The sequence below is a fragment of the Thalassotalea fusca genome, from assembly GCF_053485835.1.
In genome coordinates this window covers 202,026-216,594 of the sequence record NZ_JBQRUN010000008.1, presented here as the reverse complement: position 1 = coordinate 216,594, position 14,569 = coordinate 202,026, and the positions used below count along the sequence as shown (strand labels likewise).

General features: G+C 42.4%; 13 protein-coding genes. All 13 read left to right on the top strand.

Annotated elements, in window-relative coordinates; genetic code table 11:
• Positions 1–30 precede the first annotated feature (30 nt).
• The 13 genes from ACSLUK_RS12260 to mraY all read left to right on the top strand — a co-directional run bounded on the left by ACSLUK_RS12260 (position 31) and on the right by mraY (position 14,561).
• On the top strand, positions 31–828 hold the full coding sequence (locus ACSLUK_RS12260; RefSeq protein ID WP_448548943.1) for an SDR family NAD(P)-dependent oxidoreductase: 798 nt from the start codon (positions 31–33) through the stop codon (positions 826–828).
• 80 nt (positions 829–908) lie between these two features.
• Positions 909–1,928, top strand: a complete 1,020-nt coding sequence (locus tag ACSLUK_RS12255; protein WP_448548942.1) for a collagenase — start codon at positions 909–911, stop codon at positions 1,926–1,928.
• 143 nt (positions 1,929–2,071) lie between these two features.
• Positions 2,072–2,560: a YcxB family protein gene (locus ACSLUK_RS12250; protein WP_448548941.1), complete on the top strand. Its 489-nt coding sequence runs from the start codon at positions 2,072–2,074 to the stop codon at positions 2,558–2,560.
• 524 nt (positions 2,561–3,084) lie between these two features.
• Positions 3,085–4,098 (top strand): Fe(3+) ABC transporter substrate-binding protein, encoded by a 1,014-nt coding sequence (locus ACSLUK_RS12245; protein ID WP_448548940.1) that lies wholly within the window; start codon positions 3,085–3,087, stop codon positions 4,096–4,098.
• A complete protein-coding gene (locus ACSLUK_RS12240) occupies positions 4,095–5,723 on the top strand; it encodes an ABC transporter permease (RefSeq protein WP_448548939.1) in 1,629 nt (542 codons plus the stop codon). Before ACSLUK_RS12245 ends, ACSLUK_RS12240 begins: the two co-directional genes overlap by 4 nt.
• Positions 5,720–6,760 carry an ABC transporter ATP-binding protein gene (locus ACSLUK_RS12235; protein ID WP_448548938.1) on the top strand — a complete coding sequence of 347 codons (1,041 nt, stop codon included), beginning with the start codon at positions 5,720–5,722 and terminating at the stop codon, positions 6,758–6,760. The genes ACSLUK_RS12240 and ACSLUK_RS12235 overlap by 4 nt, the downstream gene beginning before the upstream one ends.
• A 318-nt stretch (positions 6,761–7,078) precedes the next feature.
• The gene (gene mraZ, locus ACSLUK_RS12230) at positions 7,079–7,537 is read left to right on the top strand and encodes a division/cell wall cluster transcriptional repressor MraZ (RefSeq protein WP_448548937.1); all 459 of its coding nucleotides are present in this window, start codon (positions 7,079–7,081) and stop codon (positions 7,535–7,537) included.
• Positions 7,538–7,568: 31 nt separating this feature from the next.
• Positions 7,569–8,510 carry a 16S rRNA (cytosine(1402)-N(4))-methyltransferase RsmH gene (rsmH, locus tag ACSLUK_RS12225; RefSeq protein ID WP_448548936.1) on the top strand — a complete coding sequence of 314 codons (942 nt, stop codon included), beginning with the start codon at positions 7,569–7,571 and terminating at the stop codon, positions 8,508–8,510.
• Between the two features lie 2 nt (positions 8,511–8,512).
• A complete protein-coding gene (ftsL, locus tag ACSLUK_RS12220; RefSeq protein ID WP_448548935.1) occupies positions 8,513–8,827 on the top strand; it encodes a cell division protein FtsL in 315 nt (104 codons plus the stop codon).
• A complete protein-coding gene (locus tag ACSLUK_RS12215; RefSeq protein ID WP_448548934.1) occupies positions 8,824–10,560 on the top strand; it encodes a penicillin-binding transpeptidase domain-containing protein in 1,737 nt (578 codons plus the stop codon). The genes ftsL and ACSLUK_RS12215 overlap by 4 nt, the downstream gene beginning before the upstream one ends.
• Positions 10,553–12,085 carry a UDP-N-acetylmuramoyl-L-alanyl-D-glutamate--2,6-diaminopimelate ligase gene (locus ACSLUK_RS12210; protein WP_448548933.1) on the top strand — a complete coding sequence of 511 codons (1,533 nt, stop codon included), beginning with the start codon at positions 10,553–10,555 and terminating at the stop codon, positions 12,083–12,085. Before ACSLUK_RS12215 ends, ACSLUK_RS12210 begins: the two co-directional genes overlap by 8 nt.
• Positions 12,082–13,479 (top strand): UDP-N-acetylmuramoyl-tripeptide--D-alanyl-D-alanine ligase, encoded by a 1,398-nt coding sequence (murF, locus tag ACSLUK_RS12205; protein ID WP_448548932.1) that lies wholly within the window; start codon positions 12,082–12,084, stop codon positions 13,477–13,479. The genes ACSLUK_RS12210 and murF overlap by 4 nt, the downstream gene beginning before the upstream one ends.
• The gene (mraY, locus tag ACSLUK_RS12200; RefSeq protein ID WP_448548931.1) at positions 13,479–14,561 is read left to right on the top strand and encodes a phospho-N-acetylmuramoyl-pentapeptide-transferase; all 1,083 of its coding nucleotides are present in this window, start codon (positions 13,479–13,481) and stop codon (positions 14,559–14,561) included. Before murF ends, mraY begins: the two co-directional genes overlap by 1 nt.
• Positions 14,562–14,569: the final 8 nt, after the last annotated feature.

Genomic DNA, 14,569 nt, shown 5'->3' with positions numbered 1-14,569 from the left:
ACACATTTAAGTAACATACTGAAAATCATCATGGACCTAAAAAATAAAACAATGTGGATTACTGGCGCGTCTTCTGGCATAGGTGAAGCTGTGGCAAGAGTTTGTGCTGCAAAAGGCGCTTTTTTAATTCTTTCAGCGAGAAACGAAGAAAAACTAGCTGCGTTGAAAGCTGAGTTACCAAATAGCGAGAAGCATCTCGTTGCTCCACTTGATTTAAGTCGCGCTGAAGACATTCCTAGCCGTGTAGCAGCTGTGTTGAAGAAAATAGAGAAGGTTGACGTGTTGCTTAATAATGGTGGGATTGGACAACGCGGTCCAGCAAGAGAAACCATATTAGATGTACAGCGTAAAGTGATGGAAGTGAACTACTTTGGAACAATTGCGTTAACACAAGCCATATTACCTAGCATGATTAAAGCCAAATCAGGCATGATAGCAACAGTTGCTAGCGTCGCGGGACTCGTTGGTGGAAAAAGTATGGCGGGCTATAGTGCATCAAAGCACGCCATCGTTGGCTATATGGACTGTTTACGTGCAGAAGAAGCGGAGCATGGTATTAAAGTGCTTAATATCTGCCCGGGATTTGTACAAACCCAGATATCGGTTAACGCTATGAAAGGGAACGGCGAGCAGTTTGCTGCAATGGCGAGTTCGATTAAAAATGGTATTCCTGTCACTGAGTGTGCTGACAAAATTGTTGCTGCAATTGAAAAAGAAAAAGCCCAAGTGATAATTGGCAAAGGAATCAGTTACTGGGCCCCCACCATATATAAATTATTCCCTCATTTATTTAGAAAGATGGCTGCTGCTAAGAACTATCGGGAATAACATCATAGAACTTTGTTCTTTACATTTAATATCTATGACCATATATTGTATACATTATACCGATGTGACTATGTAAAATAATGATGTTTGAATATACTTCGCAACACAAAGTATTGTCGTTGTTAACGCAATCAATTGCTAAGGCAAGCAAAAGAGGGTTGCCACTATTGGCTTCATCAGTTTTGTTTGCATGCAGTCCTTTGGCTACTGACATATCGCAAAAGAGTCAAAACGCTAATGCCGCTAATGTAGCAAAGACCAATACTGCGGTAGTTGCGGTAGATTCTATTAACGATCAAGTTATTGCAAATGTTGATGAAGTTCTGTCTCAGTTGACCGAATGCAACGATACCATCGTCATTCGTTCGCAAGATTTATCTCAAGAGCAAGTAAAGCAAGCATGTGAGATGCTGATTGCACAAGAGCAAAAGTTTCATCAAATTTTTAATAGCGAAGGTAAGCCTGTTGCTGATGACAATAACGTGAAAATGCGCGCTAATGTTTATGCGCATCGTGATGAATTTGTTAAGTACGCTACGGCACATTTCAACATGCCGACTAATAATGGCGGCATGTACTTAGAAGGTTATCCAGACCGTCCTGATAATCAAGCCGAATTTGTTGCATATGAACGTAATGATCAAATCTGGAATCTACGTCATGAATATGTTCATTACCTTGACGGTCGCTTCAATAAATATGGTGACTATTGTAATGGTCTTCATGATGACCATGCTGGACCTGAATTTTGTCCAACACCACATCGAGCGTATCCACATATCGTTTGGTGGGCTGAAGGCGTCGCAGAATATATAGCCCATGGCGAAGATAATCCAGCTGCGATTAAATTAGCCAAAGAACAAACTTACACTTTATCATCGCTTTTTAATACCAGTAGTAACGAGAACACGGGCGCAGATAGGGTTTATCGTTGGGGGTACCTAGCGGTGAGATTTATGATGGAAAACCAACGAGATGAAATTGAAAAAATGCTAAGTCTTGTTCGCCAAGGCGATTGGGATGGTTATCAAACGTTGGTTAAATCGTGGGGTAGTAAATTCGATCAACAGTTTTCTTCTTGGTTGTTATCGCTTTCTTAAGCTTTGGCAAACTTTGACCGTTGGCCGCACTTAACGTTTGTTAATGTGCGGCATTTTTTTTCGTATACCTTTTTGGCAATATTAAACTAGCGGAGTTTGAAACTTTTGCTAGAATAGCGGTTTTTGCTGTTTAAAATTTGTCAATGACTCACGAATTCTCATATACCGCTACTTTCACACTAGACAAAGCACATTTTATTGAGTGTTTTGAACAATCGGTTAGTGGCAAGCCTCAATTAAAAGATTATCAAAAAGCAGGCTTCATGATGCTAATTGGTGCACTGTTAGTAATTTTTACAAGTGTTAATCCATATGCGTCTTGGTTTATTTTTGCTTTAGGTGTTATTGAAGCGCTCAGTGTTCACTATCGAAGAGGATGGTGGGTGGCTCGCCAGTTGCTGAGCAAAGCGGCGAACAGTGAAGTTACGCTTACCATTAATGACAAACTCATTAGTGCGAAATCTTACTATGGTGAATCAACATTTGAGTGGAGCGATAATCCGCTTGTAGTGGCAACAGAAAAGGGTTGGATCATTCAGCGTGGCGAACTTAGGAACTATATTTCAAATAGTTGTTTATCGGAGGATGCAAAAGCATATGTAGCGACTCACGCAAGTGACATTAAACTATAGAAAAATATGGTATTAGTTCAATGAGTAAATGCGCGTGTTAGTTAGCGACCAACGTTGGTAATAGCCCTTGCGTTATTTATATAACGGCTTTGCATCACACTTCTGACACTTTACTCATGTAACCTAGCTAAAACATACGGTGTTTTCAGTGGATAGGTATTTAATGGCGTTCACGCTGTGACAACAGACTTTCCTCAGTGCTTAAACTGCTATTGCTCACCATACCATGCAGCATTCGATGCATGTTGGAAGTGGTTATTTTTGCTGGGCTAGGTGCTGTTGTAGGCGGAATATTGGCCAAATAACTTGTGACGCATTCATCTACCACGAAGCTCAAAATGTTCTGTTTGCTTGTTGGTTACAGACCATTAATTCTATTGGTATTACTTAGTAACATTTTTTAAATGAGAATAGTTCTCAAAAACCTTGACACAAATGGTGAACTTAATTAGGCTAGCGTGCAGTTCTAATAGGTACTAGTAGGCGTTTCGTATTAGCCTAATACTTTCATTCGTAGGTAAATTATGATTAACAAAAAACTGATTGGAAAAATCATCATTGGCTGCGCAGTACTGCCAGCAATGTTTGCTCAAGCAAGCGAAGAGGTTAATGTCTACTCTTATCGTCAACCATTTTTAGTAAAACCACTTTTTGACGAGTTCACTAAAGAAACGGGTGTTAAAGTTAATGTCGTTTTCGCGAAAAAAGGCATGGCTGAGCGTCTGGCACGTGAAGGCAAACATAGTCCGGCAGACGTGCTACTTACTACAGATATTAGCCGATTGATTGAACTGCATGATAAAGAATTGTTACAGCCAGTAGCTTCACAGGTAATTGAAGCTGCTGTGCCAAGTCAATATCAGGCGAGTGACGACACCTGGTTCGCATTAACAACGCGTGTACGTAATATCTACTCAGCGAAATCGCTTGGTGACATTGAATTCGACTATGAAGATCTTGCTGATCCAAAATGGAAAGGTCGCATTTGTACGCGAAGTGGCAAACATCCTTATACGGTGGCACTTGTTGCGTCAATGATCGCTAAACATGGCGAAGTAAAAACATTGGAGTGGCTGCAAGGATTTAAGCAAAATCTAGCGCGCAAACCGCAAGGAAATGATCGTGGCCAAGTGCAAGCAATCCATCAAAAATTGTGTGATTTGTCATTAGGTAATAGCTACTACTTTGGCAAAATGTTAACAGATGACAAGCAAAAGGCTTGGGCTGAAGCGGTTAATATCAACTTCCCAAATCAAAAGAACCGTGGTGCGCATGTTAATATTTCAGGTATGGCAATGGCGAAGCATGCACCAAATGCTAAGCATGCTCGTGCATTGATGGAGTTCCTGGTGTCAGAAAAGGCACAGGAATTATACGCGACCACTAATATGGAATATCCGGTTCGAGAAGGCGTTAAGCGCTCGTCACTTGTAGCATCATGGGGCGAATTTAAGGCTGATTCATTACCACTTGAAACGATTGCTAAGAATAGAGAGCTAGCAATCAAACTTCTGGACAGAACGCAATTTGATTTGTGATAACGGGTAACAAAAGTAAGTCATGGACGACTCTCAGTTGGATAACTGCAACAGCGCTTACTGTGCCTGTTGCAGTTGTTTTATGGGCAGGGCTTAGCGCATCTGGCGACTTGTTTGGTCATTTATGGCAAACGGTACTGCCTCACTATATCCTCAATACCATACAATTAGCGATAACTGTTGTCGTTCTTTCTCTTGTTTTTGGTGTTCCAGCCGCTGCACTAATCAGTCATACCAACATCTTCGGCAAGCGTTATTTGCGTTGGTTGCTAATGTTACCATTAGCCATGCCTGCTTATTTGGTAGCGTATCTTTATACCGATCTGTTTGACTATGCTGGGCCAGTTCAACGATTTCTAAGGCAAATTTTTAACTGGCAGTCACCCGCTGACTACTGGTTTTTTGATATTCGCACTGTCACAGGGGCTGGCGTGATGCTGGCCTTAGTGTTGTTCCCTTATGTGTACATGCTGGCACGAACAGCATTTGAGACACAAGATGTTAACTTGGGACGTGCTGGCCGCACTTTAGGGCTCTCAACTAAACAGACCTTCTTTCGGATTACGTTGCCATTAGCGCGCCCTGCGATTGCCATTTCTGCGACGTTAGTATTAATGGAAACACTTGCTGATTTTGCCACTGTGCAATATTTCGCGGTTAATACGCTCACGACTGCAATTTATGATACTTGGCTCGGCTACAGCAATTTAGCTACTGCCAATGCTTTAGCGAGTGTATTGATGTTGTTCGTCTTGTTCGCAGTGATCGCGGAACAAAAGGCGAGAAGCAATCAACGACATCAATCAAATCGTGTTAATCGTCAATTAACTGTTGTGCCACTAAGTTTTTCGGGTCAGTGCGTTGCAATTGCTTTTTGTAGTTTATTAATAATTGCAGGCTTTTTATTGCCATTAGGTATGTTGCTAATGATGGCGTTTGAATACGCGGACGTATCACAGTTAGATGCATTACTAAACTATGGCATCAACAGTGTGGAAGTTTCATTCTATGCAGCGACAATAGCGACGTTGATCGCGATTGCACTCGCATTGTATAAGCGGTTGCATGCGTCGCGTTTTAGTGGTGTTCCTATACAGATGTCTGGTTTCGGGTATGCTGTACCAGGAACGGTACTAGCGATGGCAATGTTAGCAACGTTTGGTCCGGTAGATCATTGGCTTAACGATATTGCAGTGGCATTGTCATGGGAAGAGCCTGGACTAATTTTATCGGGGACTATTTTTGCTATTGTTTTTGCCCTCGTGGTACGATTCTCTGCAATTGCGAATGGCAGTATCGTCAGTGGATTAGCGCAGGTGCCACGTTCAATTGATCAGGCCCCTCAGAGCTTAGGAGTTCCATTGCGCCGCAGTGTATTGACCGTTCATGTGCCGATACTGAGGTCTGCTATTTTTAGTGCATGGTTATTAGTCTTCGTTGAATCGATGAAAGAACTACCTGCGGTATTGCTACTTAGACCATTCAATTTTGAAACGCTGGCAACATCGATATATCAACTTATTTCTGATGAAATGCTAGAACAAGGTGCTTTGGGGGCACTGCTTATTGTTGTATTTGGTTTGATCCCCATTATTTACTTAAACAAGAGTGAGAACAAAGGTTGAACAATCTGCTCGAAATAAAGGGCCTCGAAGTAATCCTGCAAGACAAGTCTATTTTACAAGATGTAAATTTTACTCTAGCAGAAGGCGATATTTTGGGGCTTGTCGGTCCAAGCGGTTGCGGCAAAACAACGCTCTTGCATGCGATAGCGGGCTTCATTGAACCGCACCAAGGCAGCATTTCATTGGCTGGATTGGAAGACATAACAGCGAGAAACATGATTCCGCCTGAAAAGCGCCACATCGGAATGATCTTTCAGGACTACGCATTGTTTCCTCATCTTACTGTGCGAGACAACATCGCGTTTGGTATTCACAAGTTAAGTAAAACGGATTGTGATACGCGAATACATGAGCTACTTTCACTACTTTCTTTAGACGAATTGGCTGATAGATTTCCTCATCAGTTGTCTGGAGGACAGCAACAGCGTGTGGCAATAGCCCGCGCATTGGCGACACGTCCTAAAGTGATCTTATTTGATGAGCCATTTTCAAATATTGATGCAAGACTGAGAAATGAACTGATCCAAGAAATTCGCCGTTTGCTTAAGTTACTTAACATGACGGCAATATTTGTTACTCACAATAAGGATGAAGTGTTTAGCTTTGCTGATCAAATGGCGGTGATGCATCAAGGCCGAATCCTACAATTTGACAAGCCTAGCCGCATCTTTCAGCAACCTAATAGTTGGCAAGTGGCTGACTTTCTTCAGGTTGGAAGTTGGTTACCTACAGCCATGATAAATGGCGAGGTTACCACTGGACTTGGTGTAATTGAGACAACCCAACCTATTGCAAATAATGCACAATTGCTGATTAAGCCTAAGTATTTAACATTGGATGATAAAGCTATCGCCAATGCAACGGTGAGTGCGGTAACGGCCACTGAGCATGGCTTTCATTATTTCCTTGATAGTCACAAGGTTGAGGGGCATGTACAATTCACAAACTTGTCATTTTTTAGTGCGCAATGTTTTGCTTTAGGCGAAAATATTGCCCTGAAAATTGAACCTCATGAATTCTTATTCTTCACGCCTTGAATTGTAGCTGGTAGTTGAATGATTTATTACGGTTTGGGCGCACACCCCATTGCTTGCCACACAAAAGGTTTAATTTGTCCGTCTCTTGGATAGATCTGGGCGAATTAAACAAAATTTACTTAAATTACGGGATAGCGATCCACAAATTCCCACAAATTCATCAACTTCCTTATAAGCCCTAATTTTATTGGTGATCCAAGCGATCAAAATCACAATTCTTTCCTTGACATAAGTTTGCATAACTCACTAAACTGTATCAATGTGGGAAAAAGTGGAGAATTGTGGATCGTAAAGATTCATCGTTAAATAAAAAGGGTTATGTTTAGAGGCACCAGCGCAATCACGCTAGATAGCAAGAATAGAATCACGATACCAACTAAGTATCGCGAAGAGCTATTGGATGATTGTAAAGGCAAAATGGTGTGCACAGTTGACATTCAACACCCTTGTTTATTGCTCTATCCCTTACCCGAATGGGAAGAAATTGAATTAAAGCTGTGTGGGTTATCAAGTATGAATCCACAGGAAAGAATTTTACAACAAGTATTATTAGGCAATGCGTCAGATTGCGAGATGGATAAGAGTGGCCGCTTATTGATCAATGGACCGCTACGACAACATGCCAGTTTAGAAAAAAGCATCATGCTTGTTGGACAACTAAAGAAGTTTGAAATTTGGAGTGAGAGCGCTTGGCAGGCACAAATGCAGCAAGGTATTGCGAAGATCCAGTCAGGCGAAATTGAACTTAACGACAGGTTACTTGACCTAGCACTGTAAGTGCGAAATAACATAAACGACATATAATAAGATGAAAAAAGATACGTCCCACATCTCGGTGTTGCTTGACGAAGCAATCTCCGGACTCGCGATTAACCCCAACGGTATTTATATCGACTGTACGTTTGGTCGCGGCGGCCACTCGGGGCTTATCTTGTCTTCACTTGGTGAAAATGGTCGTTTAGTCGCGATAGATCGCGATCTTACCGCCATCAAAGCTGCCGAAAAGTTTGCAGATGATAAACGATTTTCTATTGAGCATGAGGGTTTTTCTTCACTGGCTGAAATAGCGGAGCGTTTGCAACTTGTCGGCAAAGTTGACGGAATCTTACTTGATCTTGGTGTTTCTTCCCCGCAACTCGATGAGGCTGAACGTGGTTTTAGCTTTATGAACGATGGTCCATTAGATATGCGAATGGATATCACGCGTGGACAAACAGCGGCCGAGTGGTTAGCGGTTGCTGATGTTGAAGATATTAGCTGGGTCTTGAAAACGTTTGGCGAAGAGCGTCATGCCTGGCGCATTGCCAATGCGATTGTCGAAGCGCGTGAAGAATCGCCGATCACTCGTACAGGGGAGCTTGCAAAAATTATCAAGCAAGCAGCTCCACAACGAGATATCAAAAAGCATCCTGCTACACGGAGTTTCCAAGCTATTCGAATCTATATCAATAGTGAACTAGAGCAAATTGAAAAGGTATTAAATGCCTCATTAAATGTGCTTAAAACTGGCGGCAGGCTGGTAGTGATCAGTTTTCATTCACTGGAAGATCGAATGGTTAAGCAATTCATGAATAAGCACTCCAAAGGTAAAAAAGTGCCGCGTGGTTTGCCAATCAGTGAAGAAGAGATCAATAAAGGTAAGAAATTGCAACTTATTGGGCGAAAACAAAAACCCAGTAAACAAGAAGTTGAAGAAAACGTTCGGTCTCGAAGCTCAGTGATGCGTGTTGCCGAGCGTTTAGGAAGCTAAGTATGTCTACGCCAAAGGTTATCTTGGCATTCGATATTTGGCATGACATAAGACGACATCTACTTGTGTATGTGTTGTTAATTTTGGTTGTTGCTTCGTCGTTTGCGGTGATTTATTTCACCCATGTAAATCGGCAAACAACCAGTGAGCTGGAACAGTTGCTCACAGAGAGAGATGAATTAGATATTGAATGGCGAAATTTGTTGCTAGAGCAAAACAGTTTGGCTGAACACAGTGCAATTGAAAGTAAAGCGGAGCAGAAACTCAATATGAAAAGGCCAACGGCCGATTCGGAAGTGATTGTGCATTTACCATGAATAAACGAGTGAAGAAACAGTCTAAACAGGTATTGAATAACACTGTAGCGTGGCGTTTTTACGTCGTGCTAGGTGCGATTGTGCTTGTTTATGCGAGTATTGCCGCTCGCGCTGCTTACATTCAAGTTATTGAGCCCGACATGCTGAAAAAGCAAGGGAACATGAGAGCACTAAGAACAGCAGAACGCACTGTTCATCGTGGCACAATTACTGACCGTCATGGTGATCAATTAGCCGTTAGTGTGCCCGTTGAAACGGTATGGGCAGATCCTAAAGTCATCATGGACAACAATGCATTATCTATGGTGGAGCACTGGCAAGCGCTAGCAGATGTACTAGATAAAGACGTTAATAAGATTAAAGAAAGGGTGAGTAAGAATCCTGCTAAACGTTTTGTATATATTGAACGTCAGGTGTCGCCTGCTATGGCGGGGTATATTCGTCAGCTCAAGATTCCTGGCGTACATCTGCGCAAGGAATCTAAGCGTTTCTATCCAGCGGGCGAGATAAGTGCACATGTAGTTGGCTTTACTAATGTTGACGATCGCGGCATCGAAGGCATAGAGCGTGTGTATGACACTTTGCTTACTGGTGAGCATGGCTCGAAGAAGTTTATTAAAGATGCCAAAGGACGAAAAGTCGAAATATTAGATGTTGAGGAATCAACACCACCACAAACACTCGCATTGAGCATCGATCAGCGTATTCAGGCACTGGCATATCGTGAACTCAAAGGAGCCGTGCGTGCGTTTAAAGCGACATCAGGTTCTGTTGTTGTGACTAATGTTCACACAGGAGAAATCTTAGCGCTTGTTAACAGCCCATCTTATAACCCAAACAATCGTCGAAATACGGCAATTCACCGTTTTAGAAATCGCGCCATAACAGACATGTATGAGCCGGGTTCTATCTTAAAGCCGCTAACGGTACTAACAGCGTTAGAGTTTGGCAATGCAACGGCTGATATGATTGTTGATACGCACCCTGGTTGGATGCGACTCGGTGGTAGTCGTGTAAGTGACCCTATAAATCGTGGCAAGTTAAGTCTTGAAGAGATTTTGATTACCAGTTCTAACATGGGAACAACAAAATTAGCACTTGATATGCCTAAAGAGTTCTTACTGGATAAGTTCTTTGAATCTGGATTTGGTAGCGATACTGGCACTAATTTGATAGGTGAAAGTGTTGGTGTAATGCATGACCGTTCACGTTGGTCAGAGTTCGAATTAGCCACATTGTCGTGGGGCTACGGTTTAGCAGTAACACCGCTTCAATTGGCTAGATTGTACAGTGCTATTGGCAATGGCGGTGTGAAACGTCCGTTGTCGATTGTTAAGGCTGATAAGATTGCTGAAGGTGAAAGAATATTCTCACAGCAAAATACGCGAAGTCTGCTCACAATGCTTGAAGGTGTTGTTGAAGAAGGGGCGAAAAAAGCAAGAGTTCCAGGTTATCGTGTCGCTGGTAAAACGGGGACTTCACGGAAATCAGTTGTTGGCGGTTATGGTAACGATTATGTTGGTTTGTTTGGTGGTGTAGCACCAGTGAGCAACCCTGAGCTTGCGGTAGTGGTTGTTATTAATGAGCCGGGAGGTGACGTTTATCACGGTGGAGAGATTGCGGCACCCGTTTTTTCTCGTGTCATGAAAGGCGCGCTTCACTTGCTAAACATCGCACCTGACGCCCACGAACAAGTCGTCACACAAGCGAAAAAGGAGCGTAGCAATGTATAAGACTAACGCTCTCCAGCTTAAATCCGCGCTCGAACTATTCAGTATTGTTCTTCCAGACACTGTATCGGTAACTGAGTTTGGTGAGCTGGTTAACGATTCTCGTCAAATTGAACATGGTGATATTTTTTGTGCGGTCATTGGTACACAAGGTGACGGTAATGACTTTATTGTTAGTGCATTAGAAAGAAACTGCAGTTTAGTGCTTGCAGAGTGCACTGAACTGACCGAGCACGGCGATATTACGTGGTTGTCTAATAATGCAGGGCAAGCCGTAGCTAAAATCAGCATATTTCAATTAAACCAGCGTTTATTTGAATTTGCTGAAGTTTACTACCAGTCGCCGCAATCGAAGTTAAAAGTCATTGGTATAACAGGCACTAATGGTAAAACTAGTACTAGTCAGTTAATTGCGCGTTTAATGGACGAATGCAACCATTCGTGTGGCATTATCGGTACCAACGGTGCAGGTTTTTGTGGTGATTTAGTTCCCGTGTTGAATACAACGCCAGGAGCTAGTGAACTTCACCAATTGTTTAATCAGTTTATGGTGAAAGGTGCTTCGCATGTAGCGATGGAAATTTCATCACATGCGCTTGATCAAGCACGTATTAAAGCATCGGCACTTGATATCGCTGTTTTTACTAATTTATCTCGAGATCACCTAGATTACCATGGCAGTATGGCCAGCTATGCAGATGCCAAATTTCAGATCTTTACACAAGATAGTAGGCAGCTAGCCGTCATCAATGGTGACGATAATCATGCGAAAGTGTGGTTGAACAATTGGCCGAGTGAACAGCCCGTACTTGTTTATGGGTTTGATGATTCAATTGCATGCTACCAAGGCTTTATTCAAGCGAAAGACGTTTGTTACACAACTACTGGTGCGAGCTTCACGCTTGTTACTCATCTTGGTGATATTCACATTAATAGTCCTTTACTTGGGGCATTCAACGTAGAAAATTTACTTGCAGCAATAGCCGTTTTGATTGCTGAAGACATACCTTTAACTGAAATTGCTCGCGCAATAACGCAATTGACTCCTATCGAAGGTCGAATGGAGTCTTTTTCTTTAATTAATAAACCGTTAGCTGTCGTTGATTATGCCCATACCCCAGATGCACTGGAAAAAGCGCTGATCGCTTGTCGTAATCATTGTCAGGGACAGTTATGGGTTGTGTTTGGCTGTGGTGGTGACCGTGATAAAGGTAAACGCGCGCTTATGGGAGAAGTTGCACAACGTCACGCCGATCATATTTTTATTACTAATGATAATCCCCGTACCGAAGAGCCTGAGGCTATTGCCACAGATATTGCAAAAGGCATTACAAAACAAGGTGTTTACACCATTCTTTTAGATCGCGAAAACGCTGTGAAAACGGCTTTAAACGAAGCGAATGCAGGCGATGTGGTTTTGTTAGCGGGTAAAGGGCACGAAGATTACATTGTTATTGGTACAGAAAAACAAGCATACAACGAACGAGAACTTGTGAAGAACATTTATACATTACAGGTGCCAGCATGATTGAACTTACACTCTCAAAAATTGCTGAAGTAACGAATGGACAGCTCATTGGTGATGACTTAACTATCAATAGTCTGAGTACTGATACAAGAACAACGAAAACTGGTGATCTTTTTTTGGCGCTTCGTGGTGCTAATTTCGATGGGCATAAGTTCGTTAGCCAAGCTGAAACAGCGGGTTGTGCAGCCCTTGTCGTTGATCATCAGGTGGATTCTGCACTGCCACAACTAGTTGTAGAAGATACCCTAAAGGCACTAGGTCTCATCGGTGCGTATGTGAAACAAAGCATAGCACCAAAAACTGTCGCAATAACAGGAAGTTCTGGCAAAACAACAGTTAAAGAGATGGTAGCGGCTATTTTATCGCGTTTAGGCAACGTATTAGCAACGCAAGGGAATTTCAATAATGATATTGGTGTGCCACTGACGTTATTGAGATTAGCACCTGAGCATGATTATGCGGTGATTGAGTTGGGTGCTAACCATTTGGGTGAAATCGCATACACTACTTCATTAGTAAAGCCTGACGTCGCTATTATCAACAATATTGCAGCTGCTCATTTAGAAGGGTTCGGTGATTTATGCGGGGTCGCACGAGCTAAAGGCGAAATCTACCAAGGGCTTGATGAGCAAGGCGTCGCTATTTATAACCAAGACTGCAAATATGCCAGTAAATGGTTATGGCGTCTTGAAAATAAAAAAGTGAAACGTTTTTCATGTCAGGGAGAATCCAACTGTTACAGCACAGATGTAGTGTTAGATGATAACGGCTATGCCAATTTCACGTTGAATACAGATATTGGCCATACCTATATCAACTTAAAACTCCCTGGGAAACATAATGTCTGCAATGCGGTTGCAGCTGCGGCTATTACGTTGGAATTTGGTGCCAGTTTGCAAGATATTCAATTGGGCTTGGCAGACATGACGCCAGTTAAAGGGCGCACTAACCTTCATCAATTAGGTGACCAGTGGAAGCTTATTGACGATACCTATAATGCAAATGTTGAGTCAATCAAGGCAGCAATTGATTTGTTGGCGAGCTATCCGGGGCGAAAAGTACTTATTCTTGGTGACATGGGCGAACTCGGTAGCGAGGCGCGTAGTTATCATCAGGAAGTGGGTGAGTATGCGGCTAATAGCGATATTGATGAGCTCTTAACAATTGGCGTATTGAGTCAAAATACGTCTGATGCATTTACCAGAATTAGAGAAGATAAAGGCCTGCATTTTAGTGACAGAGCTAAATTAATGAACACTTTACAAACACTTTTACAAGACGAAGAGCAACAAGTCTCGATACTAGTGAAAGGATCACGCAGTGCACACATGGAATACGTAGTTAACGACATTTTAGCATGGCGTGATTGCCAAATAACAGAGGAAAACAACTAATGTTACTTTGGCTTGGAGAGTTTCTTACGCAGTATTTTAGTGCGTTTAACGTTTTTTCATACTTAACGTTTCGAGCGATTGTCAGTACGTTAACCGCGCTGGGTATTTCACTATATTTTGGGCCCAAGCTCATTAGAGCATTACAAAAAATGCAAATTGGCCAAACGGTCAGGGATGATGGTCCTGAGAGCCATTTATCTAAATCAGGCACGCCAACAATGGGCGGTATCCTTATCCTGGCGTCAATCATTGGTACTGTTTTACTTTGGGCTGATCTCAGTAACGTCTATGTATGGGTTGTACTCTTTGTTGTTGCAAGCTTTGGCTTGATTGGCTTTGTAGATGATTACCGCAAAGTAATTCGCAAAGATTCAAAAGGGCTTATTGCCAAGTGGAAGTATTTTTGGCAGACCATTATCGGTTTTTCTACGGCGTTGTTTCTGTACTGGTATGCACAAGGTCCAAACGAGACAGCTTTGATAATTCCTTTCGTCAAAGATGTTATGCCGCAACTCGGCCTGCTTTATATTTTTCTCACATATTTCGTGATTGTTGGTACGAGCAATGCGGTAAATCTGACAGATGGATTAGATGGCTTAGCGATTGTGCCAACGATAATGGTTGCTGGTGCATTTGCGGTATTTGCTTACATGACTGGCAACGTAAATTTTTCTGGCTATCTACATATTCCACATATTCCAATGACGAGTGAGCTTGTTATCGTGTGTACAGCAATAGTGGGTGCAGGGCTAGGCTTCTTGTGGTTTAACACTTATCCAGCACAAGTGTTCATGGGCGATGTTGGCTCACTGGCATTAGGTGCTTCTCTAGGTGTTATTGCCGTGTTAGTACGTCAGGAACTGGTGCTGTTTATTATGGGCGGTGTTTTCGTGATGGAAACGGTGTCTGTCATATTGCAAGTGGGATCCTACAAATTACGTGGTACGCGTATTTTTAGAATGGCGCCAATCCATCATCACTACGAATTGAAAGGCTGGCCAGAGCCTCGCGTTATTGTGCGATTCTGGATTATTTCACTAATGTTGGTACTCGTTGGATTAGCAACGTTAAAACTTAGGTAAAAGAGCAT

What these genes read in the sequence shown, in the direction of transcription:
- ACSLUK_RS12260 (WP_448548943.1), top strand. Translation starts at nt 31, where the DNA reads ATGGACCTAAAAAATAAAACAATGTGGATTACTGGCGCGTCTTCTGGC.
- ACSLUK_RS12215 (WP_448548934.1), top strand. Translation starts at nt 8,824, where the DNA reads ATGAATAAACGAGTGAAGAAACAGTCTAAACAGGTATTGAATAACACT.
- ACSLUK_RS12250 (WP_448548941.1), top strand. Translation starts at nt 2,072, where the DNA reads ATGACTCACGAATTCTCATATACCGCTACTTTCACACTAGACAAAGCA.
- ftsL (WP_448548935.1), top strand. Translation starts at nt 8,513, where the DNA reads ATGTCTACGCCAAAGGTTATCTTGGCATTCGATATTTGGCATGACATA.
- rsmH (WP_448548936.1), top strand. Translation starts at nt 7,569, where the DNA reads ATGAAAAAAGATACGTCCCACATCTCGGTGTTGCTTGACGAAGCAATC.
- mraY (WP_448548931.1), top strand. Translation starts at nt 13,479, where the DNA reads ATGTTACTTTGGCTTGGAGAGTTTCTTACGCAGTATTTTAGTGCGTTT.
- ACSLUK_RS12210 (WP_448548933.1), top strand. Translation starts at nt 10,553, where the DNA reads ATGTATAAGACTAACGCTCTCCAGCTTAAATCCGCGCTCGAACTATTC.
- mraZ (WP_448548937.1), top strand. Translation starts at nt 7,079, where the DNA reads ATGTTTAGAGGCACCAGCGCAATCACGCTAGATAGCAAGAATAGAATC.
- ACSLUK_RS12255 (WP_448548942.1), top strand. Translation starts at nt 909, where the DNA reads ATGATGTTTGAATATACTTCGCAACACAAAGTATTGTCGTTGTTAACG.
- ACSLUK_RS12245 (WP_448548940.1), top strand. Translation starts at nt 3,085, where the DNA reads ATGATTAACAAAAAACTGATTGGAAAAATCATCATTGGCTGCGCAGTA.
- murF (WP_448548932.1), top strand. Translation starts at nt 12,082, where the DNA reads ATGATTGAACTTACACTCTCAAAAATTGCTGAAGTAACGAATGGACAG.